We start from the raw sequence: 26,250 nt of genomic DNA, 5'->3' as shown, positions 1-26,250 counted from the left end.
ACATGCGCGTCGCCATCGTCGGGATGTCGGTGCTGCTGCCCGGCGCCCCGGACCTGGCGGCGTACTGGCGCAACCTCGTCGGCGGTGTCGACGCCATCACCGAGGTGCCGCCCGAGAAGTGGGACGGCACGCACTACGCGCCGGACGAGCGGCGCGCGGACCGCGTCTACTGCCGCCGCGGCGGGTTCGTCGACGAACTGGCCGAAGTGGACGTCACCGGGTTCGGGATCATGCCGAACTCCGTGTCCACCACCGAACCCGACCAGCTGATCGCGCTGCGCGTGGCCGCCCAGGCCGTCGCCGACGCGGGTGGGCCGGACCGGCTGCCCGCCGACCGCGCGAAGGTCGGGGTCGTGCTGGGCCGCGGCGGCTACCTGACGCCCGGGCTGGTCCGCCTCGACCAGCGCGTCCGCACCGCCAGCCAGCTCGTGCGCACCCTCGGCGAGCTGCTGCCGGAACTGGGCGAGGAGCGGCTCGACGCGGTCCGGCAGGCGTTCACCGACCAGCTCGGCCCCGAAGCGCCGGAGTCCGCGATCGGGCTGGTGCCCAACCTGGCCGCGTCCCGGCTGGCCAACCGGCTCGACCTGCGCGGCCCGGCGTACACAGTGGACGCCGCGTGCGCGTCCTCGCTGATCGCCGTCGACCACGCCGTGTCGGAACTGGCGAGCGGCCGCTGCGACGTCGTGCTCGCCGGCGGCGTGCACCACTGCCACGACATCACGTTCTGGAGCGTGTTCACCCAGCTCGGCGCGCTCTCGCCGACCGAGCGCATCCGGCCCTTCCACCGCGACGCCGACGGTGTCCTGATCGGCGAGGGCACCGGTGTCGTCGTGCTCAAGCGTCTCGCCGACGCCGAGCGGGACGGCGACCGCGTCTACGCCGTGATCACCGGCACCGGCGTCGCCTCCGACGGGCGCACCGCGAGCCTGGCCAACCCGGACTCCGGTGGTCAGGTCCGCGCGGTCCGCCAGGCGTGGGCCACCGCGGGACTGGATCCGGCCGACCCGGACTCGATCGGGCTCCTGGAAGCCCACGGCACCGCGACCCCGGCCGGTGACGCGGCCGAACTCGCGACCCTGGTAGAGGTTTTCGGCCGTGCCGGCGCGGCGGTGCTCGGCTCGGTGAAGTCGATGATCGGGCACACCATGCCCGCCGCCGGGATCGCCGGGCTCGTCAAGGCGGCGCTCGCCGTGCACCACGGTGTCCTGCTGCCGACCCTGCACTGCGACGACCCGCACCCGGCGCTGGCGAAGACCCGGTTCTCCACTTTGGACAGCGCCAAGCCGTGGGACGCGCCGGTGCGCCGGGCCGGGGTGAACGCGTTCGGCTTCGGCGGCATCAACGCCCACGTCGTGCTGGAGCAAGCGCCGAGCCACGTCCCGCCGGTCGTGGTGCGTGAGCCCGAACGCGTGCTGCGGCTCGCCGCGCGCTCGGTCGACGAGCTCCGCGACCTGCTCGACCGGCCCGGCAAACCGGCGACCGGCGACGGTCCGGTCCGGCTCGGCGTGGTCGACCCGACGGAGAAGCGGCTGGCCCTGGCCCGCAAGGCGGTCGGGCGGGGGAAGCCGTGGCGGGGCCGCAACGACGTCTGGTTCACCGACCGGCCGCTGCTCGGCCCCGGCGGCGGGAAGCTCGCCTTCGTCTTCCCCGGCCTGGAGTCGGAGCTCGCGCTGAACTGCGGCGACGTCGCCCGCCACTTCGGCCTGCCCTGGCGGCACGCCGACGTCGAGATCGGCGACGTCGGCCGCCAGGGGACCGCCGTGTTCGAACTCGGCCGCCTGCTCCACACCGCGCTGGGCCGGCTCGGCGTCGAGCCGGACGCGGTCGCCGGGCACAGCCTGGGCGAGTGGACCGCGATGGCGGTCGCCGGGGTGTACGCCGAGGACGAGGTCGACGCCTTCCTCACCGGGTTCGACCCGGACGCGCTGGTGGTGCCGGGTCTCGCGTTCGCGGCGGTCGGCGCCTCCGCGGCGAGCGTCCTCGACGCCCTGGCCGGGCGCGAGGACGTCGTGCTGTCCCACGACAACTCGCCCCACCAGGCCATGATCTGCGGCCCGGCCGCCGAGGTCGACGCGCTCGTCGCGCGGTTCCGCGACGCCGGGATCGTCGCGCAGGTGCTGCCGTTCCGCTCCGGCTTCCACACCCCGATGCTGCGGCCGTACCTCGGCCCGATCCGCGAAGCGGCCGCGCGCTTCACCTTGCACCCGCCGAAGCCGCCGCTCTGGTCGGCGACCACCGTGTCGGAGTACCCGGCCGGTGAAGCCGACGTCCGCGAGCTGTTCGTCCGGCACCTCCTGGAGCCGGTCCGGTTCCGCCCGCTCGTGCGAGCCCTGCACGACGCCGGCTTCCGCGCGTTCGTCCAGCTCGGTGCGGGTCAGCTCGGCTCCCTGGTCGGGGACACCCTGCACGGCGAAGACCACCTGGTCGTCGCCGCCCATTCGGCACAGCGTCCCGGGCTCGCGCAGCTGCGCCGTGTCGCCACCGCGCTGTGGACAGACGGGCTCGACGCCGACTTCGCCCGCCTGCCCGGCGAACGCCAGAGCGCGTCGAGGGCGGTCAAGCTCGACCTCGGCGGCCGCCTGATCTCGCTGGACGAGCAGGTCCGCGCACGCATCGCGCTGCCGGCCACCCGGCCCTCCACCGTGGGTGACCTGGCCGGTAAGGGGCCCCTCGCCGCGGAGTTCGCCGCGTTGCTGGAGGACACCGCCGCGCTCGCGTCCACAGTGCTCTCCGGACCGGCTCGCCGCCTCCCGGCGCCGAAGGACCTCGACACGACCCTCGACGTCTCGATCGAGACGATGCCGTACCTGCTCGACCACTGCTTCTTCAAGCAGCCACCGCAGGCGGACCCCGGCGACCGCTGGCCGGTGGTGCCGGCCACCACGGTGATCGATCACCTGATGGGCTTCGCCGAGCAGGCCGCGCCCGGGCGGCGCGCGGTCGCCGTGCACGACGTCCGGCTGACCCAGTGGATCACGGCCGTCCCGGCGGTCACCGTGCCGGTGCGCGTCCGGCCGAGGGGCGCCGACCGGGTGCTGGCCGCGTTCGACGGCTACTCCCAAGCCGTCGTCGAGCTCGCTCCGGCCTACCCGGCGGACGCACCCGCGCCGTGGCGGTTCGCCGCGGAAACCGAGCAGGTGCCGGCGACGACCGCGGCCGAGCTGTACGCCGACCGCTGGATGTTCCACGGTCCGCGCTTCCAGGGCGTCACCGAGCTGACCGCGGTCGGCGACCGGCACGCGCGGGCCGTGCTGACCACGCCCGCCGCGCCGGGTGCCCTGCTCGACAACGTCGGCCAGGTCCTCGGCTACTGGATCATGTCCCGGCTGACCGACCGCACCACCGTCTTCCCGGTCGCCATGCGGGAGATCCGGTTCCACGGCCCGCACCCGGCGCCGGGGGAGCGGCTGGAGTGCCTGGTCAAGATCACCTCGCTGACCGAAGAGTTCCTCGACGCCGACATGCAGCTCGTCCACCGAGGCCGGGTCTGGGCCGAGTTCACCGGCTGGCGCGACCGCCGGTTCGACAGCACCCCGGACGTCCGGCAAGCCGACCGGACCCCCGAGCGCTCGACGCTGTCGAAGGAGCAGCCGGGAGGCTGGGCGCTGGTGCGCGAGCAGTGGCCGGACCTGGCCACCCGTGAGCTGATCATGCGCAACTACCTCGCCGGCGCCGAACGCGACGCCTACGAACACCGCCCGCCGCGCGGCCGTCGGCAGTGGCTGCTCGGGCGGATCGCCGCCAAGGACGCCGTCCGCCAGTTCCTCTGGGCCGGGGGCGAGCCCGAGATGTTCCCCGCCGAGCTGCGCATCGGCAACGACGAGGCCGGCCGTCCGTTCGCGACCGGAGCGTACGGCCGGGTGCTGCCGCCGCTGACGGTTTCGGTGGCGCACCGCGGGGAAGTCGGCGTGGCGATCGCCCGCCACGGGCCGTGCGGCATCGACGTCGAAGAGGTCGCCGCCCGCTCGGGGTCCACTGTGGACGCCGCGCTCGGGGCGGGCGAGCAGGCCCTGTTCGCGAGCCTGGCCGGTGACCCGGAGCGCTGGTTCGCCCGGTTCTGGACCGCGAAGGAAGCCGTCGCGAAGCTGCTCGGCACCGGCCTGCGGGGCGAGCCCCGCGACTTCGAGGTCGTCGCGGCCGGGGCGGCCGAGCTCACCGTCCGCGCCGCCGGGCGGGACCACCGCGTCCGGTGCGCGGATGTCGCGCACCCGCCCCGCCGCTACGTCGTCGCCTGGACCGAAGAGACGAAGGAGACCGCGGAATGAGCATCGAGACCACGGCCGCTGACGAGGTGACTGTGCTCGCCCGGGTCGCCGCAATGCTGCGTGAGCTGCTCGAGGAGTACGGGCTGGACGACGCCGAGATCACCATGGACACGACGTTCCACGACGACCTCGAGCTGGAGAGCGTCGACCTGGTGGCGTTGTCCGGGCAGCTGCGCGAGCACTACGGCGACCGCGTCAACTTCGCGACCTTCATCGCCGAGCGCGACCTCGACGAGATCATCGCGCTGACCGTCGGCGAGCTCGTCGGGCACATCGTGACCTCGCTGCGGGCGAGCGCGTGAGCCGGCTCCGCGCGGGTGAGCTGGACGTGCACGTCCAGCGGCTCACCCCGGACGTGCCGCTCGACGGGGACGCGCCGGTCGTCGTCTGCGTCCACGGCCTGCTCACCGACAGCCTCGCCAGCTACTACTTCACCCTCGGCCCGGCGTTCGCCGAACAGGGTCTCGACGTGCTGATGTACGACCTGCGCGGGCACGGCCGCACAACCCGGCCGACCGCCGGCTACCACCTGGAGCAGTTCGTCGGCGACCTCGTCGCGGTCCTCGACGCGGCCGGGATCACGCGCCCGGTGCACGTTGTGGGAAACTCCTTCGGCGCCTCGGTCGCGTTCGGGCTGGCCGCCGCCCGGCCCGACCGGGTCGCGAGCGTCGTCGTCATCGAAGGCGAGCCGCCGACCGAAGAGTGGACGCGGCACATGGCCGACGGCCTCGCCGACGCGAAGACCCGGCTGGCGATCGACGAGGTCATCGGCTGGATCGCCGAGAACCACGGCGCCCACACCGCCCGGCTGTCCAAGGCGGCGAACAAGATCCTGCAGACCACCACGATCGCCGACGACGTCCCCCGCAGCGCGACGATCGCGGCCGACCTCTCGGCGGTGCGCTGCCCGGTGTTCGCGATCTTCGGTGGCGACTCCGGGCTCGCCGCGCAGGTCCCGCACTTCGAGTCGCACCTGGACCGCTGCCGCTGCGTCGTGCTGCCCGATCAGGGCCACTCGGTGCTGGTCGAGCGGACGGCCGAGGTGATCGAGCTGATCTTCGAGTGGGTCCGCGACACCTCGCGCGTCCCGGCCCGGGTGCGGTAGTGGCCCGGTTCCTGTTCGTGGTCCCGCCGCTGGTCGGGCACGTCAACCCGGCCGCGGGCGTGGCGGCCGAGCTCGCCGCGCGCGGGCACGAGGTCGCCTGGGCCGGGCACGAAGAGCTGCTGTGGCAGCTGGCCGGCCCGGACGCGCTCGTGTTCTCCTGCGGCCTGCCGCCCGGCGCCCCCGCCCGGCCACCCGAGCTCAAGGGACCCGCCGCGCTGCGGTTCCTCTGGCAGGACTTCCTCGTCCCGCTGGCCGACGCGATGGCGCCCGGGGTCGGCGCGGCCATCGACGCGTTCGGCCCGCACGTGGTGGTCGCCGACCAGCAGGCGCTGGCCGGCGGGCTGCTGGCCGAAGCCCGCGGCCTGCCGTGGGTGACCTCGGCGTCGACCTCGGCCGAGCTGGTGGACCCGCTCGCCGGGATGCCGAAGGTCGCGGAGTGGGTCGGCTCGCTGGTCGCGGACCTGCGGACGCGGATCGCCGGCGGCCGCGGCTCGGCGGACCCGCGGTTTTCCCCGCACGGCGTGCTGGCCTTCACCACCCGCGAACTGCTCGGCGCGGCCACGCTCCCGCCACGGGTGCGGCTCGTCGGACCGGCGCTGGGCTCGCGTCCGTCCACAACGGACTTTCCGTGGGAGTGGCTCGACCCGCTCCGCCCGACCGTGCTGGTCTCGCTGGGCACGGCCAACACCGAAGCGGGCGCGGGGTTCCTCGCCGCGGCGGCGGCCGCGTTCGCCGGGCTGCCCGCGCGCGCGGTGATCGCCGACCCGGGCGGCGTGCTCGGCGACGTCCCGCCGAACGTCCTGGTGCGCCCGCAGGTCCCGCAACTGCCGCTGCTGACCCGGGTCGACGCGGTGCTGTGCCACGCGGGCCACAACACCGTCTGCGAGACGCTCTGGCACGGGTTGCCGCTGGTGGTGGCACCGATCCGCGACGACCAGCCGATCGTGGCGGCCCAGGTGGTGGCGGCCGGCGCGGGCGTCCGGCTGCGCTTCGGCCGGGCGGACGCCGGCCGCGTCGCCGCGGCGGTCGAGGAGGTGCTGACCGAGCCGTCCTACCGCCGGGCGGCGGAGACGGTGGCGGCGTCGTTCCACGCGGCGGGGGGAAGTGCCGCCGCGGCCGGGCACCTGGAACAGCTCGCGCTGGAGAGCCTCGCCCACGTGAAATTCTGAAAGCCGAAATTTACAATGAAATGGGCCGAGGTTACGGTGCTGGGTATGACTGTTTCCGTGTGTGTCGCCGAAGACGTCCCGGAACTCATCAAGTCGGCCGCGGCGCTGTTCGTCGAAGACGGCGGCAGCCGCGACCCGTTCCTGGACACCGGGTGGCCGGCTCGCGAAGGTCTCGTCTACTACACCGGCCGGGTCCAGGACCCCGACTGCCTGTGCCTGCTCGCCGGCGACGGCGCCGGCCACCTGATCGGCCGGCTGCTGCCGCCGGACGAGCTGCGCCCGGGCGCCGTGCGGGCCCAGCTGGAAAGCATGCGGGTCGCGCCGGAACGGCGTCGCGAAGGTGTCGGTGGCGAATTGGTCGACGCGTTCCTCACCTGGGCCGGGGACCGCGGGGCGAACGAAGTCACGGTGAGCGCGTACGCGCGCAACGAAACCGCGCTCGCATTCTACGAAAACCGTGGCTTCCGTCCGTTCTTGGTGACATTGTCGCGCGCATGAGCCTGCTGGACGGCCGGGTCGTCGTGATCACCGGCGCCGGCCGCGGACTGGGCCGGGCCTTCGCTCGGCACGCGGCGGACCACGGCGCGGCGGTCGTCGTCAACGACGTCGACGCGGAACCGGCGCACGAGACCGCCGCCCTGGTCGAGGCGGCCGGCGGCACCGCGGTGGCGAGCGTCGGCTCGGTGGCCGACGCGGACTACGCCCGCGGGCTGATCACGTTGTGCGGCAACCGTTTCGGCCGCCTCGACGGCCTGGTGAACAACGCCGCCGTCGGCTACCACGCGCGGCCGTGGGAGGACGACGACGCCGAGCGGACCCGCGCCCTGGTCGAGACCAACGTGCTCGGCCCGCTCCACTGCGGCACGGCGGCCGCCGAGGTGATGGTGGCCCAGGGCAACGGTGTCATCGTCAACGTGACCTCGGGGTCCATGATCGGGCAACGCGGCGCCGCCGCCTACTCGGCGTCGAAAGGCGCGGTGGCGTCGATGACCTACTCATGGGCGGCCGACCTGGCCGGGCGCGGGGTGCGGGTCAACGCCGTCAGCCCGATCGCCTGGACCCGGCTGATGGCCGCCGACCCGCGCGGCAACCCGGACGCGCACCCGCCGGAGCGGGTGGCGCCGCTGGTGACCTACCTGCTCAGCGACCTCTCGGCCGGGGTCACCGGGCAGGTGCTCCGGCTCGCGGACGGGCACCTGCACGCCGTCCGGCAGCCCGCCATCATCCGGCCCGTGCTGCACCGGGAGGTCTGGACCCCCGAGGAGATCGCCGCGGCCGTCGACGGCGAGCTCGTCCTCGAATCGCCACCGCGGGCGCGCTGGACCCTCTGACCGGCCGGGACCACCGGAACGGGTGGCTATCCACAGTGGACGGCGCGCACTAGCCTCGGAGGCCGAGCCAGGAGGGTGCGGAGATGACGGCCACCGCGGAGGTCACCCACGAGCCAGGACCGGTGCCGCTGAGCAAGGCGCGGGTCAACGCCGTGTTCGGCGCGGTGCTGCTGGGAATGCTGCTGGCCGCGCTGGACCAGACCATCGTCGGCACCGCGCTGCCCACCATCGTCGGCGACCTCGGCGGGGCCGGGCACCTGTCCTGGGTGGTCACGTCCTACCTGCTGGCCGAGACGATCATGACGGTCGTGGTCGGCAAGCTGGGCGACCTCTTCGGCCGCAAGCTGATGTTCCAGCTGTCGGTGATCGTGTTCGGCGTCGGGTCGTTCTGCGCCGGGTTCGCCGACAGCATGGTGTGGCTGATCGTCTGGCGCGCGGTGCAGGGGCTGGGTGGCGGCGGGCTGATGGTCACCTCGACGGCGTTGATCGCCGACGTCGTCCCGCTGCGCGAGCGCGGCAAGTACCAGGGCGTGCTCGGCTCGGTGTTCGGCGTCGTGACGGTGGCAGGGCCGATGCTCGGCGGGTTCTTCGTCGACCACCTGTCGTGGCGGTGGGCGTTCTACGTCAACATCCCGCTGGTCATCGTGGTGCTGATCGTCGCGTCCTCGGCGATGCCGAACGCGCGCGCGGCGATCAAGCCGGTGATCGACTACGCCGGGATCCTGCTCATCGGCCTGGCCGCGACCGGCCTGACGCTCGTCACCAGCTGGGGTGGCACGCAGTACGCGTGGGGCTCGCCGACGATCATCGGGATGGCGATCGGCTCGGTGGTGCTGCTGGCCGCGTTCGTCTTCGTCGAACTGCGGGCGAAGGAGCCGATGCTGCCGATGCGGCTGTTCCGCAACCCGGTGTTCACGGTCGGCGGGATCATGAGCTTCGTCGTCGGGTTCGCGATGCTCGGCGCGTTGTCCTATTTGCCCACTTACATGCAGTACGTCCAGGGCACGTCGGCGACGACGTCCGGGGTGCGGCTGCTGCCGATGGTGCTGGCGCTGCTCGTCGCGTCCATTGCCGCGGGCAACGCGGTGAGCAGGACCGGCCGGTACAAGATCTTCCCGCTGGTCGGTGCCGCGGGCATGACGATCGGGCTCTACCTGCTCTCCCGCTTGGACAGCGACACCGGCTTCTGGGAGGCGTCGGCCTACATGGCCGTGCTCGGGCTCGGGATCGGGCTGGGCATGCAGGTGCTGACCATCGCCGTGCAGAACACCGTCGACTACGCCGACCTGGGCGTCGCGACCTCGGGCGTGACGTTCCTGCGCTCGATCGGCAGCTCGTTCGGCGCGGCGATCTTCGGCACGGTCTACGCGAACCAGCTGACGCCGAACCTGACCGCGGCGCTGGCGGCCCACCCGCTGCCGCCGGGGGTCGACCCGCGGGCGGTGCAGGTGCCCACCGCCCTGCACGCGCTGCCCGACGCCGTCTCGAAGCCGGTGATTCAGGCCTACAGCGACTCCTTGCACGTCGTGTTCCTCGCCGCGGCGCCGGTCGGGCTGGTCGCCTTCGCGCTGGCGTTCTTCCTCAAGGAGGTCCCGCTGCGCGACACGGCCCGCGCGGCGGCCCCGGACCTCGGCGACGGCTTCGCGATGCCCGAGGCCCGCACCGACGACCGCGAGCTGGAACGCGCGGTCGCGACGTTGTTCTTCCGCGAACGCCGCAAGGTCGCCCCCGCGATCGTCGAACGCGCGGGCAGTGACCTCGACGAGGGCGGGATCTGGTGCCTGCTGCAGGTCCACCTGCGACACCGCCGCGGCGAGCCGGCGACGCTCAAGGCGATCGGCGAGTACTTCGGCGTCCCGGCGCCGGTGCTGGAGCCGGCGTTCAACCGCCTGGAACTGACCGGCCACCTGCACTACACGCGGGACGGCTGGGAGCTGACCGACGCCGGACGCGAGGAGTTCGGCAAGGTCGTCCGCGCCTGGCACGACTGGCTGGCTTCGCGGCTCGGCGACTGGGGCACCGGCAACCGCGCCGAGCTGGACGCGGCGATCGGCCGGGTCGCGGCCCGGCTGCTGGACCAGAGCGCCGAGGTCCGCACGCACGGACGGCACGCGCTGGCCTGACGCTTAACGGGGCGCACCGCGGGTAGCCGGTTGCGAGAGGGGGAACCGGACCAGGAGGAGCGCATGAAGGCAGTGGTGTACCGGGGTCCGCGCGACGTCGAGGTGACCGACGTGCCGGAGCCGACGATCGAGCAGCCGAACATCTGCGGCTCCGACCTGCACATGTACGAAGGCCGCACCAACGTCGAGGAAGGCAAGGTGCTCGGCCACGAGAACATGGGGTTCGTCGTCGAGGTCGGCGCCGGGGTGAACCGGATGAAGGTCGGTGACCGGGTCTCGGTGCCGTTCGACATCGCCTGCGGCTCGTGCCACCACTGCGAGACCGGCTGGACGTCGTTCTGCCTGCGCGCCAACCCGACCGACGGCGTGGACGGCGCCGCGTACGGGTACGCCAACATGGGTCCCTACGCCGGTGGCCAGGCCGAGTACCTGCGGGTGCCGTGGGCGGACTTCAACCTGCTGGACCTGCCCGCGGGCACGGAGCACGAGAATGACTTCACCATGCTCTCGGACATCTTCCCGACCGGCTGGCACGGCACCGAGCTGGCCGGGATGTTGCCGGGTGATCGCGTCGCCGTGTTCGGCGCCGGCCCGGTCGGGCTGATGGCGGCGCACAGCGCGGTGATCCGCGGCGCGTCCGAGGTGTACGTCGTGGACAAGGAACGCGACCGGCTGGCGATGGCCGAGAAGATCGGCGCGCAGCCGATCGACCTGTCGGAGGCCGATCCCGTCGAGCAGATCCTCGCCGCGACCGGCGGCGCGGGGGTCGACCGGGGTGTCGAGGCGGTCGGCTACCAGGCGCACGACCACAGCGGCGAAGAGCACCCGGAGCTGGTGCTGGACAACCTCGTCCAGGTTGTCCGCTCGACCGGCGGCATCGGCGTGGTCGGCGTCTACCTGCCCGACGACCCGGGCGCCGCGAACGAGGGCGCCAAGCAGGGCCGGATCGGCTGGGACTTCGGCAGCTTCTTCATGAAGGGCCAGCAGATGGGCACCGGCCAGGCGCCGGTCAAGCGCTACAACCGGATGCTGCGGGACCTGATCATCGCCGGCAAGGCCAGCCCGTCGTTCCTCGTCTCCCACGAGCTGACGCTGGAGCAGGCCGTCGAGGGCTACGACAAGTTCGACCGCCGGGAAGACGGCTGGACGAAGGTGCTGCTCCGCCCGTGAGGTTCAGCGGCACTTTCACGTGAAAGTGCCGGGGTCAGCGGCGCCAGAAGTCGTGCGGTGTCCGGCCGCAGCGGAAGCCGCACGCCTCGACCAACGCGGCGGCGTCGGCGAACCCGTGCCCGACCAGGCCGGGCTCGTGGGCGTCGCTGCCGAAGGCGACCGCCTCACCACCGACGTCGAACCACCACCGGACGACCTCGCCCGGCAGCGGCACCTTGGTGTTGACCTCCAGTGCCCGCCCGCTCGCCTTGAGCGCGCGCAGCACCGTGCGGAACTCGTCTTCGAAGTCCTCCGCGACGAACGGCGGCCCTTCGCCGGGCCAGGCGCGCAATGCGTAGTCGATGTGGGCGAGCACCGCGAAGTCCGCTGTCGATTCGACGAGCCCGAGCACTTCGCCGAGGTAGGCCCGCAGGACGTCGCCGGGTGGGCGGCCCGAGATGACGGTGAGCTCGTGGTGGTGCCCGCCCTCGGGCAGGGAGTGCACGGAGCCGAGCACGCGGTCGAAGTCGTGGGCTTCGAGTAGGGCGTCGGCGCGGTCGCGGTGCCAGTGCGGTTCGCTCAGCTCGACGCCGGACAGGATCTTGAGGTCCGGGAACCGGTCGCGGCACTCCGCGACGCAGGCCAGGTAACCCGGAACGTCGAGGTCCGGCGGTTCGAGGACGCCGTCGGGGCGCAACCGGACCCGGAAGTGGTCCGGCAGCAGTGGCCGGACCGGCTCCGGGATCAGCCACGGGGTCAGGTCGGCGTGCTCGGTGAACGCGACCGACGGCAGGCCCAGCTCGAGCGCCCGCTCGCACGAGCCGATCATCGACCCGGTGACGGTGTCCCACGACCATTCCGTGTGCACGTGACCGTCCGTCGGCAGGCTCATGATCCCCACGGTATCGGCGGATTTGGGCTAGCGTCAGTGTATGGCGCAGAAGTCGGCGGCGGTCGAGCTGGAAGTTGGGCCGCACACAGTGCGGATTTCGAACCCGGACCGGGTCTACTTCCCGGCCCGCGGCGAGACGAAGCTCGACCTGGTCAACTACTACCTCTCGGTGGGCGACGGCATCGTGAACGCGCTGCGCGAGCGGCCGTGCATGCTGCACCGCTTCCCGTCCGGGGTGGCGGGGGAGAAGGTGCACCAGAAGCGGGTCCCGAACGGCGCGCCGCCGTGGCTGGAGACCGTCCGGGTGACCTTCCCGCGCTACAACCGGCACGCCGACGAGCTGTGCGTCACCGAGCTGGCCCACGTCGCCTGGGCCGTGCAGATGTCCACAGTGGAGTTCCACCCGTGGAACTCCCGGCGCGCCGACACCGAAAAGCCCGACGAGTGGCGGATCGACCTCGACCCGATGCCCGACTGCGGCTTCGACCGCGTCCGGCGGGTCGCCCACGTGGCCCACGAGATCCTCGACGAGCTGGGCGCGGTCGGCTGGCCCAAGACCTCCGGCGGCCGCGGCCTGCACATCTACGTCCGGATCGAACCGGACTGGGGCTTCAAGGACGTCCGGCGCGCGGCTTTGGCCTTCGCGCACGAAGTCGAACGCCGGGCCCCGGACGACGTCACGACGACCTGGTGGCGCAAGGACCGCGACCCGCGGCTGCTGTTCGTCGACTACAACCAGAACGCCCGCGACCACACGATCGCCAGTGCCTATTCGGTCCGCGGCAACCCGGAAGGCACGGTGTCGACGCCGATCCGGTGGGAGGAGATCGACGACGTCGAGCCGGGCGACTTCACCATCGCGACCGTCCCCGCCCGCTTCGCCGAGCTGGGCGACCTCCACGCGGGCATCGACAAGGCCGTGTTCTCGCTCGACCCGCTGCTGGAGTGGGCCGAGCGCGACGGCGTCGAAGAGCCACCCGAAGACTGACGTATTTCCCGGCGGGTTCGCGGATCTGCCCGGGGTGGAGATCGTGCTGTCCGGGTTGGACGCGGCCGCGTGGAGCCTCGTGGCGTTGCAGGTGGTCCTCGAACGCGAGGGGCACACCGTGCACGTGACGACCGAGGCGCTGCGGGCTTGCCGCCGCGCGCGGCCCGGCTGCCTGGTGCTGTCCACGACCCAGGGCGCCCCGGGACTCGACGTGCTGCGCCGCGTGCGTGCCGACCCGGCGCTGGCGGGGCTGCCGGTCGTGCTCGGCGGCCGCCTGGACCGCCCGCGCGCGGACCTGCTCGCGGCCGGCTACGACGAGGTTTTCCCGGTCGCCGCCGCGGATCCCGGGGGAGCCGTGGCGGCGCTGCGGGAGTACCTGGCGAGTCAGTCCAGGCGCTCGATGACGGTCGCGTTGGCGAGGCCGCCCGCCTCACACATCGTCTGCAGGCCGTAGCGGCCGCCGGTCTGCTCCAGCACCGACAGCAGTGTCGTCGCCAGGCGGGCGCCGCTGCCGCCGAGCGGGTGGCCCAGCGCGATCGCGCCGCCGTTGACGTTCACCTTCGCCAGGTCCGCGCCGATCTCGGCCTGCCAGGCGAGGACCACGCTCGCGAACGCCTCGTTGACCTCGAAGGCGTCGATGTCCGACACGCTGAGCCCGGCGCGGTCGAGGACCTTGCGGGTGGCCGGGATGACGCTGGTGAGCATGTACAGCGGGTCGTCGCCGACGACGGCGAAGCTGTGGATCCGGGCCCGCGGCCGCAGGCCGAGCGCCTTCGCCGTCTCGGCGCTGGTGATCATCAGGGCGGCGGCGCCGTCGTTGATCGGCGACGAGTTGCCCGCGGTGACGTGCCAGCCGAGGTCGGGGAACCGCTGCTCCCAGACGTCGGCGCGGAACGCCGGCTTGAGCCCGGCGAGGATCTCCGGCGTGGTGCCCGGCCGGACCGTCTCGTCAGTCGTGACGTCGACGAGTACGCCGCCGGGTCCGGGCGCCTTCAGCGGCGCGACTTCGCCCGCGAACTTCCCGTCGGCCCACGCCTTCGCCGCCCGCTGGTGGCTCTCGGCGGAGAACTCGTCGAGCTGCGCCCGGGAAAAGCCCCACTTCGCGGCGATCAGCTCCGCGCTGATGCCCTGGGGCACGAGGCCGTCGGGGTAGCGCGCGGCGACCTGCGTGCCGAACGGGTCGCGCCCGGCCACCTGGCTGCCCATCGGCACCCGGCTCATCGACTCGACGCCGGAGGCGAGCACGACGTCGTACGCGCCGGCCAGGACGCCCTGCGCGGCGAAGTGCACGGCCTGCTGGCTGCTGCCGCACTGGCGGTCGACGGTCACCGCCGGGACCGACTCCGGCAGGCCCGCGGCCAGCGGGGCCCAGCGGGCGGTGTTCATGCTCTGCTCGCCGATCTGGCCGACGGCGCCGCTGATCACGTCGTCGATCCGGGCGGGATCGACGCCGGTGCGCTCGACGAGCGAGCGGAGCGCGTGGGCGTGCAGGTCGACCGGGTGCACCCCGGCCAGTGTGCCGTTCGGCTTGCCCTTGCCGATCGGGGTCCGTACCGCGTCGACGATCACCGCGTCCGTCATGGCGTCTGCCTCCTCGCAGATCGGGGATGCCTTCGGTATACGCCGGGTGAGTTGGATTCCACAACTCGCTTGTCTGCCAGGTCACAGGGCTTGACGTGCTAGGTTGGATTTTCAATCCCAGGGAGGCGGCATGGTCCGGCGTGGTCGCGAATGCTCGGTCGCCGAGGCCCTCGAGGTCGTCGGCGAACGCTGGAGCCTGCTCGCGCTGCGCGAGATCATGCTGGGGGAGCGGCGGTTCAACCAGATCGCCGAGAACACCGGCGCGAGCCGCGACATCCTGGCCGCGCGGCTGCGCAAGCTCATCGACGCGGGTGTGCTCGAGAAGATCCAGTACGAGGCCCACCCGCCGCGGCACGAGTACTACCCGACCGAAGCCGGCCGCGCGCTCCAGCCGATCCTGCTCGGCCTGATGGCCTGGGGTGACAAGTACGTCCACCAGGGCGAACCCCCCACGCTATGGCGGCACGCCTGCGGTGAGGTGCTGCGGCCGGCGACCGTCTGCGCCCACTGCGGCGAGCCGGTCAACGCGCCCGGGACCGAGGCGATCCGACTGGGCGCCGTCCACTCCTGACCCACCCCGGAAAGGCCTCCTCGCATCCCCCGCGAGGAGGCCTTTTCGACGTTTGGGCGTTGACTTGAGACCCCCGTCACGGTAACTCTTGAACGAATCAGTGCAAGAACCTGACAGCTGAGCGAGAAATCGCGGCAGACGTCAGGAAGATCCCGCCCAGCTCCTCAGCGAAGAGGTGCCCATGACGGCTGTCCCGTGCTGCCCGCGTGCGCCCCCGGACCCGGTCCGCGCGTGTCCCGTTCCCTGGTCTTGCCGTTCGGCTGTCTCCCCTCCTCCCCGGATCCGAGGAACCCATGAGCATGAAGCGACTCCTGTCGCGCGCGGCGACCTACGCCGCCCTGTCCCTCCTCCTGGCCACACCCGCGGTGGCCGCGAGCGCCGCCCCGGCCGCCGCGCCCGTGCCGGCCGTCCAGGCCGCCGCCCAAGCCGCCTCCGCGACCTACACCGCCAGCAGCCAGCTCGGCGAATACCCCGCCGCGAACGTCGGCGACGGCAACCAGGCCACCTACTGGGAAAGCACGAACAACCAGTTCCCGCAGTGGATCCAGGCGGACCTCGGGACGGCCTCCACCGTCGCGCAGCTGGTCCTCAAGCTGCCCTCGAACTGGGAAGCCCGCACCGAGACCTTCAGCGTCCAAGGCAGCACCAACGGCACGAGCTTCAGCGACCTGAAGCCCTCGGCCGGCTACCGCTTCGACCCGGCGACCGGGAACACCGTCACCGTCGACGTCACCGGGAGCACCCGGTACGTCCGGCTGAACATCAGCGCCAACACCGGCTGGCCCGCCGGGCAGCTCTCGGAGTTCGAGGTGCACGGCCCGGCCGGCGGCGACACCCAGCCGCCGTCCGCGCCCGGCAACCTCGCCTACACCTCGCCGGCGAGCGGCCAGATCCGGCTGACCTGGTCCGCCTCGACCGACAACACCGGCGTCACCGGCTACGACGTCTACGCCAACGGCCAGCTCCGCGGCAGCGTCGCCGGGAACGTCCTGACCTACACCGACAACCAGCCGGACAGCGCGACCGTGGCGTACTACGTGCGCGCCAAGGACGCCGCCGGCAACCAGTCGGGGAACAGCAACACCGTGACCCGCAACGGCACCCAGGCCGGCACGAACCTCGCGCTGGGCAAGCCGATCACGGCGTCCTCGACGGAGTTCTCGTTCGTGGCGGCCAACGCCAACGACAACTCCGTGACGACGTACTGGGAAGGCGGCGGCGGGACCTACCCCAACCTGCTGACCGTCGCGCTGGGTGCGAACGCCGACCTGAACCAGGTGGTCGTCAAGCTGAACCCCGACGCGTCCTGGGGGCCGCGGACCCAGACGATCGCCGTCGAAGGCCGTGACCAGGGCGGCACCGCGTTCACCACGCTGTCCGCGGCGCAGACCTACAGCTTCAGCCCGGCCACCGGCAACACCGTGACCATCCCGTTGAGCGGCCGGGCCGCCGACGTCCGCCTGCGCGTCACGGCCAACTCCGGCGCCGGCGGCGCGCAGGCCGCGGAGTTCCAGGTCTTCGGCGTCCCGGCGCCGAACCCCGACCTGACGATCTCGGGTGTGTCCTGGTCGCCGCAGAACCCCGTCGAGACCGACGCGATCACCGCGTCGGCGACCGTCCGCAACGCCGGCACGGCCGCTTCGGGCGCGACGAACGTCAACCTCTACCTGGGCACCACCAAGGTCGGCACCGCGAACGTCGGCGCGCTGGCGGCGGGGGCGTCGACGACGGTGTCGGCGAACATCGGCACCCGGGACGCGGGCAGCTACCAGGTCACCGCGAAGGTCGACGAGGCCAACGCCGTCATCGAGCAGAACGAGGCCAACAACTCCTACACCGCCTCGACGGCGCTGGTCGTCAGCCCGGTGCAGAGCTCCGACCTCGTCGCGGCCACCGCCTGGTCGCCGGGCAACCCGTCCGCGGGCAACACGGTCACGTTCACCACGACCCTGCGCAACCAGGGCACGGTGGCCAGCGCGGGCGGCGCCCACGGCGTCACGGTGACGATCGCCGACCAGAACGGCACCGTCGTCAAGACGCTGAGCGGGACGTACACGGGTGCCATCGCCGCGGGGACGACCGCGGCGCCGGTGACCGTCGGCACCTGGACCGCGGCCAACGGCAAGTACACCGTCAAGACGGTCGTCGCGAACGACGCCAACGAGCTGCCGGTGAAGCAGGCGAACAACACCAGCACGCAGGCGCTGTTCGTCGGCCGTGGGGCGAACATGCCCTACGACATGTACGAGGCCGAAGACGGTGTCGTCGCGGGTGGCGCGTCCGTCGTCGGGCCGAACCGGACCATCGGCGACCTCGCGGGCGAGGCGTCGGGCCGCAAGGCCGTGACGCTGAACTCGACCGGCTCGTCGGTGGAGTTCACCACCCGCGCGTCGACGAACACCCTGGTCACGCGCTTCTCCATCCCGGACTCGGCCGGTGGCGGTGGCATCAACTCCACGCTGAACGTCTACGTCGACGGCACGTTCCTCAAGGCCATCGACCTGACCTCGCACTACGCGTGGCTCTACGGCGCCGAAACCGGTCCGGGCAACTCGCCGGGCGCCGGGCAGCGGCACATCTACGACGAAGCCAGCGCGATGCTCGGCACCACCGTGCCCGCCGGGCACAAGATCAAGCTGCAGAAGGACGCGGCCAACAGCACGAACTACGCGATCGACTTCGTGAACTTCGAGCAGGCCACCGCGGTCGCCAACCCCGACCCGGCGCACTTCGCGACGCCGGCCGGGTTCACCCAGCAGGACGTGCAGGCCGCACTCGACAAGGTCCGCCAGGACACGACGCTCACCGGCGTCTACCTGCCGGCCGGGAACTACGCGCTGTCGAGCAAGCTGAACGTCTACGGCAAGGCCGTCACGGTCACCGGCGCCGGGCCGTGGTTCACGAAGTTCTCCGCACCTTCGGGCCAGGAGAACAGCGACATCGGCATCGACGTCCAGTCGAGCGCGAACGGGTCGACGTTCAGCGGGTTCGCCGTGTTCGGCAACTACACCTCGCGCATCGACGGCCCGGGCAAGGTGTTCAACCTGACGAACGTCGCGAACCTGACGATCGACAACATCTGGGTGGAGCACCAGGTGGTCATGGTCTGGGGCACCAATGTGGACAACACCACGATCAAGAACTCCCGGATCCGCGACACCTTCGCCGACGGCGTCAACCTCACGAACGGGAGCACCGGCAACCACGTCACCAACAACGAAGCCCGGTCCACCGGTGACGACAGCTTCGCGCTGTTCGCCGCCACGGACATCAACCAGGGCAACCAGTACGACAACGTGTTCGAGAACCTGACCTCGCTCACCCCGTGGCGCGCGGCCGGGCTGGCGGTCTACGGCGGGTACAACAACACCTTCCGCAACCTCTACATCGCGGACACGCTGACGTACGCGGCGATCACGATCAGCTCGCTCGACTTCGGCTACCCGTTCCTCGGGTTCGGGCCGCAGCCGACGACGGTCCAGAACGCCTCGCTCGTCCGGGACGGCGGCCACTTCTGGGGCCAGCAGACCTTCCCGGCGATCTGGCTGTTCTCCGCGTCCAAGGAGTTCCGCGGCATCCGGGTGTCCGATGTGGACATCCAGAGCCCGACCTACAGCGGCATCATGTTCCAGACCAACTACGTCGGCGGGCAACCGCAGAACCCGGTCCAGGACACGGTGCTGACGAACGTGTCGATCACCGGGGCGCACCGCAGCGGTGACGCCTTCGACGCCAAGTCGGGGATCGGGATCTGGGTCAACGAGCTGCCGGAGCCGGGCCAGGGCCCGGCGGTCGGCTCGGCGACGTTCACCGGGCTGACGCTGAGCGACAACGACCAGGACATCCGCAACACGACGAGCACGTTCACCATCAACCGAAGCTGATTCCGGAAGAGGCCACCTTGCGGGCGATCAACGCCCGTAAGGTGGCCTGGACGGCTTTCACGGCGGGAGGCGGCTCGTGCGGATCCTGGTCACCGGCGGCACCGGACAGCTCGGCAGGCCCGTCGTCGAGAGCCTGCGGGCGGCGGGGGAGGAGGTCCGTGTGCTCAGCCGCAAGGCCGGGCCGGACACCGTCCCCGGCGACCTGCGGACCGGGCGCGGCATCGACAGCGCGGTGGCCGGGGTCGACGTCGTCGTCCACTGCGCCACCGACTTCTTCGGCCGGGAGACGCAGCTGGCGCGCACCCTCGTCGAAGCGGCGCGCTGGGCGGGCGGGCCGCACATCGTCTACGTCTCGATCGTGGGCGTCGACCGCGTCCCGCTCGGCTACTATCGGGCCAAGCACGCAGCCGAGGAGTTCTTCGCCGCCTCGGGGCTGCCGTACACGATCCAGCGGGCCACGCAGTTCCACGGCCTGGTCCGTGGTCTCCTGGCCGGCGCCACCCGGCTGCCGGTGGTGCCCGTGCCGCGGATCTCGTTCCAGCCGGTGGACGTCCGGGACGTCGCCCGCCGGCTGACGGCGCTGGCGCTGGCCGACCCGGCGGGCCGGGTGGCCGACTTCGGCGGCCCGGAGATCCTGACGGCGACCGAGCTGGCCCAGGCAGTCGGCGAGGCGAGCGGGCGGTTCCGGCGGATCGTGCCGCTGAAGGTGCCGGGGGAGACGTTCCGGGCCTACGCCGACGGCGGTCACCTGGCGCCCGGGCACCGCGAAGGCGTGCTCACGTTCCGCGAGTACCTGACCGGGCGCGATCGTATGTAATCGGATTAATTACGAAGAATCTTGACCTCGGTTCCGGATAGGTCATATGTTTGGCGGGCTGCACGCCGGTCCCGCCTTCAACGCCGAACGGATCCGACATGTCGAACCCTCCCTCTCGCCGCACCTTCCTCAAGCTCGGTGGCGCGGTCGGCGCCGGAGTCGCCCTCAGTGGCGTTCCCGCCTTCACTGCCAGCGCGGACGTCATCCGCCCGGCCGGCGCGGACCTCGTCCCGGAAGGGCGGGCGACCACCCTCTGGTACCCGGCGGCCGCCGCCGAGGACAAGATCATCGAACAAGGCCTGCCGATCGGCAATGGTCGGATCGGTGCCCTCGTCGGCGGTGACCCCGCCGCCGACTTCCTCTACCTCGCCGACGCGTCCCTGTGGACCGGCGGCGCCAACGACGTCCTCGAGGACGACGGCCAGTTCCCGTACGAGCGCGAGAAGTTCGGCACCCTCGGGCTGCTCGCGAAGGTGCGGCTCTCGGTGCCCGCGCACACCGGCGTCACGGACTACCGCCGCACGCTCGACCTGAGCAACGGCGTCGTCGTGATCACCTACCGGCACCAGGGCGTCCGGTACCGCCGGGAGTACTTCGCGAGCCATCCCGACGACGTCGTGGTGATCCGGCTCAGCGGCGGGCCCGTCACCGGGTCCGTTTCGCTGGAGCCCACCCGCGGCGAGCCGATGTCCGGCGCGACGGCGTTCACCGGGACCTTCGCCAACGGCCTGAAGTACGCGTGCACGGTGACCGGCGGGACGACGTTCAGCGGCAGCCGGGACGTCGTCATCGTCGTGAGCGGCGGCACGAACTACGTGCCCGACGCGACCCGGAAGTTCCTCGACGCGTCGCTCGATCCCTCGGCGCTGGCGAAGCAGAAGGCGGCGAAGGCCCTGCGTGCCGGAAGCGGCGCGCTGCTGGCCACGCACGTCGCCGACTACCGGCGGCTCTACGACCGGATGACCGTCGACCTGGGGCAGTCGCCGCCGGCGAAGCGCGCGCTCGACACGTGGTCGCGGCTGCTGGCCCGCCACGACGACCCGGCGGCGCCCGACCCCGAACTGGAGGCGAGCTACCTGCAGTTCGGGCGGTACCTGACGATCACCGGCTCGCGCGACGGGCTGCCGATGGGCCTGCAAGGGCTGTGGCAGAACAACAACACGCCGGACTGGATGAGCGACTACCACACCGACATCAACCTGCAGATGAACTACTGGCTCGCCGACCGCGCGGCGCTGCCCGGGAGCTTCACTGCCCTGGCCGACTACTGCCTCGCGCAGCTTCCCGTGTGGACGGACAGCACGAAGCGCCTGTTCAACGACCCGCGCAACCGGTTCCGGAACACCAGCGGCAAGGTCGCCGGCTGGGCGATCGCGTTCTCGACGAACATCTACGGCGGCTCCGGCTGGTGGTGGCACCCGGGCGGCAACGCGTGGCTGTGCAACTCGCTGTGGGACCACTACGCGTTCACCCAGGACAAGGCGTACCTCGCGCGGATCTACCCGCTGCTCAAGGGTGCGGCCGAATTCTGGGCGGCGCGGCTGGTCCCGATGACGGTCGACGGCCGCGAGGTGCTCGTCGACGACCACGACTGGTCACCCGAGCACGGCCCGCAGGACACCCGCGGGAACACGTACTCGCAGGAGATCGTCTGGGACCTGTTCGAGCACTATCGCGAAGCCGTCGCGGTCCTGGGCCGCGACCGGGCCTATGGCGACCGGATCGGCGGGCTGCAGAAGCAGCTTTACCTGCCGAAGGTGAGCCCGACGACCGGCTGGCTCGAGGAGTGGATGTCGCCGGACAACCTCGGCGAGACCACGCACCGGCACCTGTCCCCGCTGATCGGCTTCTTCCCCGGCGACCGGATCGCCGCCGACACGGCGCCGCCGGAGCTGCTCGGCGGGGTCCGGGAGCTGCTGACCGCCCGCGGGATGGACAGCTACGGCTGGGCGTGCGCGTGGCGGTCGGCGTGCTGGGCGCGGCTGAAGGACGCCGACAAGGCCTACCAGCTGCTGCTCACGGTGCTGCGGCCGTCGGTCGCCAACGGCAACGGGACCGCGCCGAACTTCTTCGACATGTACAGTCAGGGCAGCTACACGATCTTCCAGATCGACGCGAACCTCGGCGCCCCGGCGGCGATGGCGGAGATGCTCCTCTACTCGCGGCCGGGAGTGCTGGAGCTGCTGCCCGCGCTGCCCTCGGCGTGGGCCCGCTCGGGCCGGGTGACCGGGATCGGCGCGCGCGGCGGGTTCGAGGTCGACCTGTCGTGGCGCGACGGGAAGGTGTCCCGCGCGGTGATCCGGAGCGTCGGCGGGACCCGGACGGAGGTGCGCGCGGGGAAGTGGCGCCGGGTGATCAGCCTGCGGCCGGGGCAGTCGGTCACCGTCCAGCCGAGTTGAGGTGGACTTCCCGGCGGCGGCGGTCAAGGGCGCCGGCGCCGCCGCGATCCTCGGCGCGATCGGGCTGGTCCTGTGTGAGCGCTGGAGGTCGCGCCGGTGCTGACCGCGCCGGTAGCCGCCGGACTGGGGGTGATCGAGATCGGTGCGATCATCGCGGTGGGCCGGTCCGCCGGCCGACGACTCGTTCGGAGGACCGATGACGCTTCCCGCTCACACCGACCACGGCGGGCCCGGCCCGGTGGTCGTGCTGCTGCACAGCTTCCTGATGGACGGCCGGATGTTCGAGCCGCAGCTGGCCGCCTTCGCCGGCTACCGGTGCGTCACGGTCGACGAACGCGGCCACGGCGGCACGCCCGCCGCCGGGCCGTTCGACTACTGGGACGTCGCACGGGACGTCCTGGCCGTGCTCGACCACCTCGGCGTCGCCGGCGCCGCCGTCGTCGGGACGAGCCAGGGCGGCTTCGTCGCGTTGCGGATGGCGTTGCTGGCACCGGCGCGGGTGACGGCGCTCGCCGTGCTCGGGACGTCGGCGGCCGCGGAGGACCCGGCCGTCGCGGCCGGGTACCGCGCGGTGCTGGACGCGTGGGTGACCGGTGGCGCGCCGCCGGAGGTCCTCGACGGCGTCGCGCAGATCTGCTTCGGGGGCTTCCCGGTCGACGAGTGGAAGGAGCGCTGGCGGTCGGTGCCGCCCGAGCAGCTGACGCTGACCATGAGCGCGCTCGTCGACCGGGACCCGGTCCTTTCGCGGGTCGGTGAGATCGCGTGCCCGGCCCTGGTGCTGCACGGCTCGGCCGACCTCGCGTACCCGGTGGAGCGGGCCGCGGAGCTGGCGGACGCGCTGCCCGCGGCCGAGCCCCTGGTCGTCGTCGACGGCGGTGCCCACTTCCTCAGCTACACCCACCCGGACGAGGTGAACCCGGCGCTCGTGGAGTTCCTCGCCACGCACGTCTTGCGTTCGGTATAACCGTCTAGCAGTCTGACGGTATGACTCGTTGGGCGACGTTCGACTGCTTCGGCACGCTGGTGGACTGGCGGCACGGCATCGCGACCGGGATCGAGCTGCTGTTCCCCGGCCGCGGCGCCGAGCTGCTGGAGGTCTACAACCGCTTCGAACCGCAGGTCCAGGCCGAACAACCAGCGCGGCGGTACCGGGAGGTGCTCGCGGAGTCGCTGCGCCGGACCGCGGCCGAGGCCGGGCTCGACCTGGTGCCCGACGACGCGTCCGTGCTGGGCACCGGGCTGCCGTACTGGCCGGTGTTCGCCGACGTGCGGCCGGCGCTCGCCGGGTTGCGGGACGCGGGCTGGCGGCTCGCGTTGCTGACCAACTGCGACCGCGACCTCATCGGCGAGACCCAGCGTCGGCTCGTCGTGCCGATCGACGCGATCGTCACCGCCGAGGACGTCGGCTCGTACAAGCCCGGGCACGCGCACTTCTCGCGGTTCGCCGAGTCGTTCGACGCCACGCGCGAGAACTGGGTGCACGTCGCCCAGAGCCACTTCCACGACATGGTGCCGGCGCAGGCGCTCGGCATCCCGCGGGTGTGGGTCAACCGGCACGCCGACCCGCACGACCCGGCGATCGCCGACGCCGTCCGGCCCGGGCTCGACGACCTGGTCGCGACGGTCGAGCGGGTGCACGCGGCCCGATGATCCTGCAGACGACCACTACGCGCGACGCGCTGGTCGCGGAGGTGCGACGCCGGATCCTCAGCGGCGAGCTCGCGCCGGGCACGCCGCTGACCGAGCAGGGCCTGGCGACGACGTTCGAGGTGGCGCGCCCGACGGTGCGCTCGGCGTTGCAGGAGCTGGTGGCCCGGCACCTGGTGGAGCGTTCCGCCGGCCGTTCGCTGCGGGTGCCCCTGCTCACTGACGACGACGTGCGGGACCTGTTCACCGTCCGGCTGCCCCTGGAGCTCACGGCGGCCCGCCTGATCACCACGGGCGGCCGGCCGTTGACGGCGGTCGCGGCGGCGCTCGCGGAGTTGGAGGCGCTGCCGCCGTCGGCGGGCTGGAGCGAGCGGGTCGTGGCCCACACGGCGTTCCACCTGGCCTTGGTGGAGGCGGCGGGCAGTCCCCGGCTGAGCCGGATCTACCCGCCGCTGCAGGAGGAGATGCAGCTGTGCCTGGCCCGCCTGCGCGGCTCGTACCCGGACCCGGGCGAGCTGGCGGTCGAGCACCGGCGACTGCTGGAGGTGATCGCGTCGGGGGACGGGGACGCGGCGGAAGCCGAGCTGCGCCAGCACCTGGGGCGGGCGTTGGCCGGGCTGGTGGGGCGCTGAGCTGGTTCGGCCGGGCGGGCCTGGGCGCCCGGCGTGCGGTGATCGCCGGTGCGGTCGGCTGGCTGCGTTGGGGGTGCCCGCCGGCACCTCCTTGTGTTGGCCGGGCTGGCGGGGCGCTGGCCCGGCGCGGTCGGATGCGCCCGCCCGCACTTCCGCGTGCTGGCCGGTCCGGCAGGCCCGGTCGGAGGCCCCGCCGCGCGGTGAGCGCCGTCAGCAGCCTGCCGCGGTCGTGCCCGCCCGCACCTCCGTCCGGCTGTGGCTCGTGAACAAGCCCGCCCACAGCGTCGTCCAGTGGCGGGCCGCCGGGCGTTCGCGGCGCACCGCCGGCGCCGGCCCCGCGCGGTACTCCATCTCCACCCGTACCCAGTCGTAGATCCAGTCGCCTCGCATGTGTCCTCACTTCTTCGTCCGAGGACACCTACGTTCGTCCTGAGGGGACCGCCGCCGCATCGGGTGAACGCGCACACCCGCGCCGGGCGCGGATCCCTTACTCCCGCAATTCCCTTACGGCCTCAGACCACGCCCTGACGCCGCAACGTCTCCGCGTCGAAGCCGAACTCCGTCAGCACCTCGTCCGTGTGCTCGCCCAGTGCCGGGACCGGGTCCATCCGCGCCGCGCGGCCGGGCAGCGTGATCGGCGGCAGCGTGGCGCGGATCGGGCCGCCCGGCGTCGGCACCGAAGTGAACCGGTCGCGGGCCGTCAGCTGGGGGTGGGCCAGCACGTCGGGCAGGTCGCGGCGGCGTGCGTGGGCGATGCGGCCCCGGCGCAGCCGCACCTGGAGCTCGTCGCCGGTGAGGCCGGCGAAGATCCCGTCGATCTCCTGCTCCAAGGCCGGCCGGTGGGCGACGCGGGCGCTGCCCGTGGCGAACCGCTCGTCGGTGACCCAGTCCGGCCGCTCGACGGCGTGTTCGCAGAACGCCGCCCATTCGCGTTCGTTCTGCACCGCCAGCACGATCTCGGTCCCGTCGCCGGCGGCGAAGGTGCCGTACGGCGCGATCGCCGGGTGGCTCGTGCCGGCCCGTGGCGGCGGCGTGCCGCCGTAACCCGCGTAGTAGAGCGGGAAGCCCATCCACTCGACCAGCGAGTCGAACAGGCTGACCTCCAGCTCGGTGCCGAGCCCGGTGCGCTCCCGGTCGTACAACGCCGACAGGATCCCGGAGAACGCGTACATCCCGGCGCCGATGTCGGCCGCCGGGATGCCGCTCTTGGCCGGCTCGTCCGCGGTGCCCGTCACCGACACCAGCCCGGCCTCGGACTGGATGAGCAGGTCGTACGCCTTCGCGTCGCGGTAGGGGCCGCTCGAGCCGTAGCCCGACACCGAACACGTGATCAGCCTCGGCCGCGTCTCACGCAGCGCGGCCGCGCCGAGGCCGAGCCGTTCCGCGACGCCGGGCGCGAAGTTCTGCACGAACACGTCGGCCCGGTCCAGCAGGCTCGCCATGACCGGCGCCGCGGCGTCGCTCTTGAGGTCGAGCGTGACGCTCTCCTTCGACCGGTTCAGCCAGACGAAGTGGCTGGACTGGCCGTGCACGGTCTCGTCGTAGGCACGGGCGAAGTCGCCGCTGCCCGGGCGCTCGATCTTGAGCACCCGGGCGCCGAGGTCGGCCAGGTGCCGGGTGGCCAGCGGCGCGGCGACCGCCTGTTCGCAGGACACGACCGTGACGCCGTCGAGGGGCAAGGAGCGCATGGCCGCATC

General features: G+C 72.4%; 21 protein-coding genes. 17 read left to right on the top strand and 4 right to left on the bottom strand.

The window, feature by feature from the left end; translation table 11 throughout:
* The first annotated feature begins 2 nt into the window (after window positions 1-2).
* From M8542_RS06310 to M8542_RS06275, 8 genes are all read left to right on the top strand, one after another.
* The gene (locus tag M8542_RS06310; protein ID WP_257919047.1) at window positions 3-4,265 is read left to right on the top strand and encodes a beta-ketoacyl synthase N-terminal-like domain-containing protein; all 4,263 of its coding nucleotides are present in this window, start codon (window positions 3-5) and stop codon (window positions 4,263-4,265) included.
* Complete coding sequence (locus tag M8542_RS06305; RefSeq protein ID WP_257919046.1) at window positions 4,262-4,567, top strand: acyl carrier protein; 306 nt, start codon at window positions 4,262-4,264, stop codon at window positions 4,565-4,567. Before M8542_RS06310 ends, M8542_RS06305 begins: the two co-directional genes overlap by 4 nt.
* Window positions 4,564-5,370, top strand: coding sequence for an alpha/beta fold hydrolase (locus M8542_RS06300; protein WP_257919045.1), 807 nt, complete (start codon window positions 4,564-4,566; stop codon window positions 5,368-5,370). Before M8542_RS06305 ends, M8542_RS06300 begins: the two co-directional genes overlap by 4 nt.
* Window positions 5,370-6,539: a glycosyltransferase gene (locus M8542_RS06295; RefSeq protein ID WP_257919044.1), complete on the top strand. Its 1,170-nt coding sequence runs from the start codon at window positions 5,370-5,372 to the stop codon at window positions 6,537-6,539. Before M8542_RS06300 ends, M8542_RS06295 begins: the two co-directional genes overlap by 1 nt.
* 45 nt (window positions 6,540-6,584) lie before the next feature.
* Window positions 6,585-7,037, top strand: coding sequence for a GNAT family N-acetyltransferase (locus M8542_RS06290; protein ID WP_257919043.1), 453 nt, complete (start codon window positions 6,585-6,587; stop codon window positions 7,035-7,037).
* Complete coding sequence (locus M8542_RS06285; RefSeq protein WP_257919042.1) at window positions 7,034-7,870, top strand: SDR family NAD(P)-dependent oxidoreductase; 837 nt, start codon at window positions 7,034-7,036, stop codon at window positions 7,868-7,870. Before M8542_RS06290 ends, M8542_RS06285 begins: the two co-directional genes overlap by 4 nt.
* An 83-nt stretch (window positions 7,871-7,953) precedes the next feature.
* Window positions 7,954-9,993: an MDR family MFS transporter gene (locus M8542_RS06280; protein WP_257919041.1), complete on the top strand. Its 2,040-nt coding sequence runs from the start codon at window positions 7,954-7,956 to the stop codon at window positions 9,991-9,993.
* A gap of 63 nt (window positions 9,994-10,056) precedes the next feature.
* Complete coding sequence (locus tag M8542_RS06275; protein ID WP_257919040.1) at window positions 10,057-11,163, top strand: glutathione-independent formaldehyde dehydrogenase; 1,107 nt, start codon at window positions 10,057-10,059, stop codon at window positions 11,161-11,163.
* Window positions 11,164-11,197: 34 nt separating this feature from the next.
* On the opposite strand, the gene M8542_RS06270 is transcribed toward M8542_RS06275, so the two are convergent.
* Window positions 11,198-12,034 (bottom strand): PHP domain-containing protein, encoded by an 837-nt coding sequence (locus M8542_RS06270; protein ID WP_257919039.1) that lies wholly within the window; start codon window positions 12,032-12,034, stop codon window positions 11,198-11,200.
* 40 nt (window positions 12,035-12,074) lie between these two features.
* Between M8542_RS06270 and ligD the strand changes: the two genes are divergently transcribed.
* Together ligD and M8542_RS06260 are read left to right on the top strand one after the other, a co-directional pair.
* Entirely contained in the window at window positions 12,075-13,022 is a 948-nt protein-coding gene (gene ligD / locus M8542_RS06265; protein ID WP_257919038.1) for a non-homologous end-joining DNA ligase, read from the top strand.
* Window positions 13,023-13,065: 43 nt separating this feature from the next.
* A complete protein-coding gene (locus M8542_RS06260) occupies window positions 13,066-13,476 on the top strand; it encodes a response regulator (protein ID WP_257919037.1) in 411 nt (136 codons plus the stop codon).
* Here the strand turns inward: M8542_RS06260 and M8542_RS06255 are convergent.
* Complete coding sequence (locus M8542_RS06255) at window positions 13,407-14,603, bottom strand: thiolase family protein (RefSeq protein WP_257919036.1); 1,197 nt, start codon at window positions 14,601-14,603, stop codon at window positions 13,407-13,409. The genes M8542_RS06260 and M8542_RS06255 overlap by 70 nt on opposite strands.
* A gap of 130 nt (window positions 14,604-14,733) precedes the next feature.
* Here M8542_RS06255 and M8542_RS06250 point away from each other — a divergent pair, with 130 nt between their 5' ends.
* The 7 genes from M8542_RS06250 (at window position 14,734) to M8542_RS06220 (ending at window position 24,553) form a co-directional block, all read left to right on the top strand.
* Complete coding sequence (locus tag M8542_RS06250; protein ID WP_257919035.1) at window positions 14,734-15,174, top strand: winged helix-turn-helix transcriptional regulator; 441 nt, start codon at window positions 14,734-14,736, stop codon at window positions 15,172-15,174.
* 293 nt (window positions 15,175-15,467) lie between these two features.
* Window positions 15,468-19,058 (top strand): discoidin domain-containing protein, encoded by a 3,591-nt coding sequence (locus tag M8542_RS06245; RefSeq protein ID WP_308210240.1) that lies wholly within the window; start codon window positions 15,468-15,470, stop codon window positions 19,056-19,058.
* A gap of 76 nt (window positions 19,059-19,134) precedes the next feature.
* Window positions 19,135-19,875 carry an SDR family oxidoreductase gene (locus M8542_RS06240; protein ID WP_257919033.1) on the top strand — a complete coding sequence of 247 codons (741 nt, stop codon included), beginning with the start codon at window positions 19,135-19,137 and terminating at the stop codon, window positions 19,873-19,875.
* A 98-nt stretch (window positions 19,876-19,973) separates the two neighbouring features.
* Window positions 19,974-22,274, top strand: a complete 2,301-nt coding sequence (locus M8542_RS06235) for a glycosyl hydrolase family 95 catalytic domain-containing protein (protein ID WP_257919032.1) — start codon at window positions 19,974-19,976, stop codon at window positions 22,272-22,274.
* Between the two features lie 196 nt (window positions 22,275-22,470).
* Window positions 22,471-23,238: an alpha/beta fold hydrolase gene (locus tag M8542_RS06230; RefSeq protein WP_257919031.1), complete on the top strand. Its 768-nt coding sequence runs from the start codon at window positions 22,471-22,473 to the stop codon at window positions 23,236-23,238.
* A 20-nt stretch (window positions 23,239-23,258) separates the two neighbouring features.
* The gene (locus M8542_RS06225; RefSeq protein ID WP_257919030.1) at window positions 23,259-23,924 is read left to right on the top strand and encodes an HAD family hydrolase; all 666 of its coding nucleotides are present in this window, start codon (window positions 23,259-23,261) and stop codon (window positions 23,922-23,924) included.
* Window positions 23,921-24,553 carry a GntR family transcriptional regulator gene (locus M8542_RS06220; protein ID WP_257919029.1) on the top strand — a complete coding sequence of 211 codons (633 nt, stop codon included), beginning with the start codon at window positions 23,921-23,923 and terminating at the stop codon, window positions 24,551-24,553. Before M8542_RS06225 ends, M8542_RS06220 begins: the two co-directional genes overlap by 4 nt.
* Window positions 24,554-24,763: 210 nt before the next feature.
* On the opposite strand, the gene M8542_RS06215 is transcribed toward M8542_RS06220, so the two are convergent.
* The gene (locus M8542_RS06215) at window positions 24,764-24,943 is read right to left on the bottom strand and encodes a hypothetical protein (RefSeq protein WP_257919028.1); all 180 of its coding nucleotides are present in this window, start codon (window positions 24,941-24,943) and stop codon (window positions 24,764-24,766) included.
* Between the two features lie 122 nt (window positions 24,944-25,065).
* On the bottom strand, window positions 25,066-26,241 hold the full coding sequence (locus M8542_RS06210) for a CaiB/BaiF CoA transferase family protein (protein ID WP_257919027.1): 1,176 nt from the start codon (window positions 26,239-26,241) through the stop codon (window positions 25,066-25,068).
* Between the last annotated feature and the right edge of the window lie 9 nt (window positions 26,242-26,250).

The sequence above is a fragment of the Amycolatopsis iheyensis genome (assembly GCF_024703995.1).
Classification (GTDB): Bacteria; Actinomycetota; Actinomycetes; order Mycobacteriales; family Pseudonocardiaceae; genus Amycolatopsis; species Amycolatopsis iheyensis.
Note: the sequence above shows the minus strand (reverse complement) of the source record. Positions and strands in the feature narration are given on the sequence as shown.

Coding starts and splice junctions, on each gene's coding strand:
- M8542_RS06230 (WP_257919031.1), top strand. CDS start 22,471: ATGACGCTTCCCGCTCACACCGACCACGGCGGGCCCGGCCCGGTGGTC.
- M8542_RS06255 (WP_257919036.1), bottom strand. CDS start 14,603: ATGACGGACGCGGTGATCGTCGACGCGGTACGGACCCCGATCGGCAAG.
- M8542_RS06280 (WP_257919041.1), top strand. CDS start 7,954: ATGACGGCCACCGCGGAGGTCACCCACGAGCCAGGACCGGTGCCGCTG.
- M8542_RS06305 (WP_257919046.1), top strand. CDS start 4,262: ATGAGCATCGAGACCACGGCCGCTGACGAGGTGACTGTGCTCGCCCGG.
- M8542_RS06225 (WP_257919030.1), top strand. CDS start 23,259: ATGACTCGTTGGGCGACGTTCGACTGCTTCGGCACGCTGGTGGACTGG.
- M8542_RS06250 (WP_257919035.1), top strand. CDS start 14,734: ATGGTCCGGCGTGGTCGCGAATGCTCGGTCGCCGAGGCCCTCGAGGTC.
- M8542_RS06285 (WP_257919042.1), top strand. CDS start 7,034: ATGAGCCTGCTGGACGGCCGGGTCGTCGTGATCACCGGCGCCGGCCGC.
- M8542_RS06245 (WP_308210240.1), top strand. CDS start 15,468: ATGAGCATGAAGCGACTCCTGTCGCGCGCGGCGACCTACGCCGCCCTG.
- M8542_RS06210 (WP_257919027.1), bottom strand. CDS start 26,241: ATGCGCTCCTTGCCCCTCGACGGCGTCACGGTCGTGTCCTGCGAACAG.
- ligD (WP_257919038.1), top strand. CDS start 12,075: ATGGCGCAGAAGTCGGCGGCGGTCGAGCTGGAAGTTGGGCCGCACACA.
- M8542_RS06220 (WP_257919029.1), top strand. CDS start 23,921: ATGATCCTGCAGACGACCACTACGCGCGACGCGCTGGTCGCGGAGGTG.
- M8542_RS06235 (WP_257919032.1), top strand. CDS start 19,974: ATGTCGAACCCTCCCTCTCGCCGCACCTTCCTCAAGCTCGGTGGCGCG.
- M8542_RS06215 (WP_257919028.1), bottom strand. CDS start 24,943: ATGCGAGGCGACTGGATCTACGACTGGGTACGGGTGGAGATGGAGTAC.
- M8542_RS06275 (WP_257919040.1), top strand. CDS start 10,057: ATGAAGGCAGTGGTGTACCGGGGTCCGCGCGACGTCGAGGTGACCGAC.
- M8542_RS06290 (WP_257919043.1), top strand. CDS start 6,585: ATGACTGTTTCCGTGTGTGTCGCCGAAGACGTCCCGGAACTCATCAAG.
- M8542_RS06270 (WP_257919039.1), bottom strand. CDS start 12,034: ATGAGCCTGCCGACGGACGGTCACGTGCACACGGAATGGTCGTGGGAC.
- M8542_RS06310 (WP_257919047.1), top strand. CDS start 3: ATGCGCGTCGCCATCGTCGGGATGTCGGTGCTGCTGCCCGGCGCCCCG.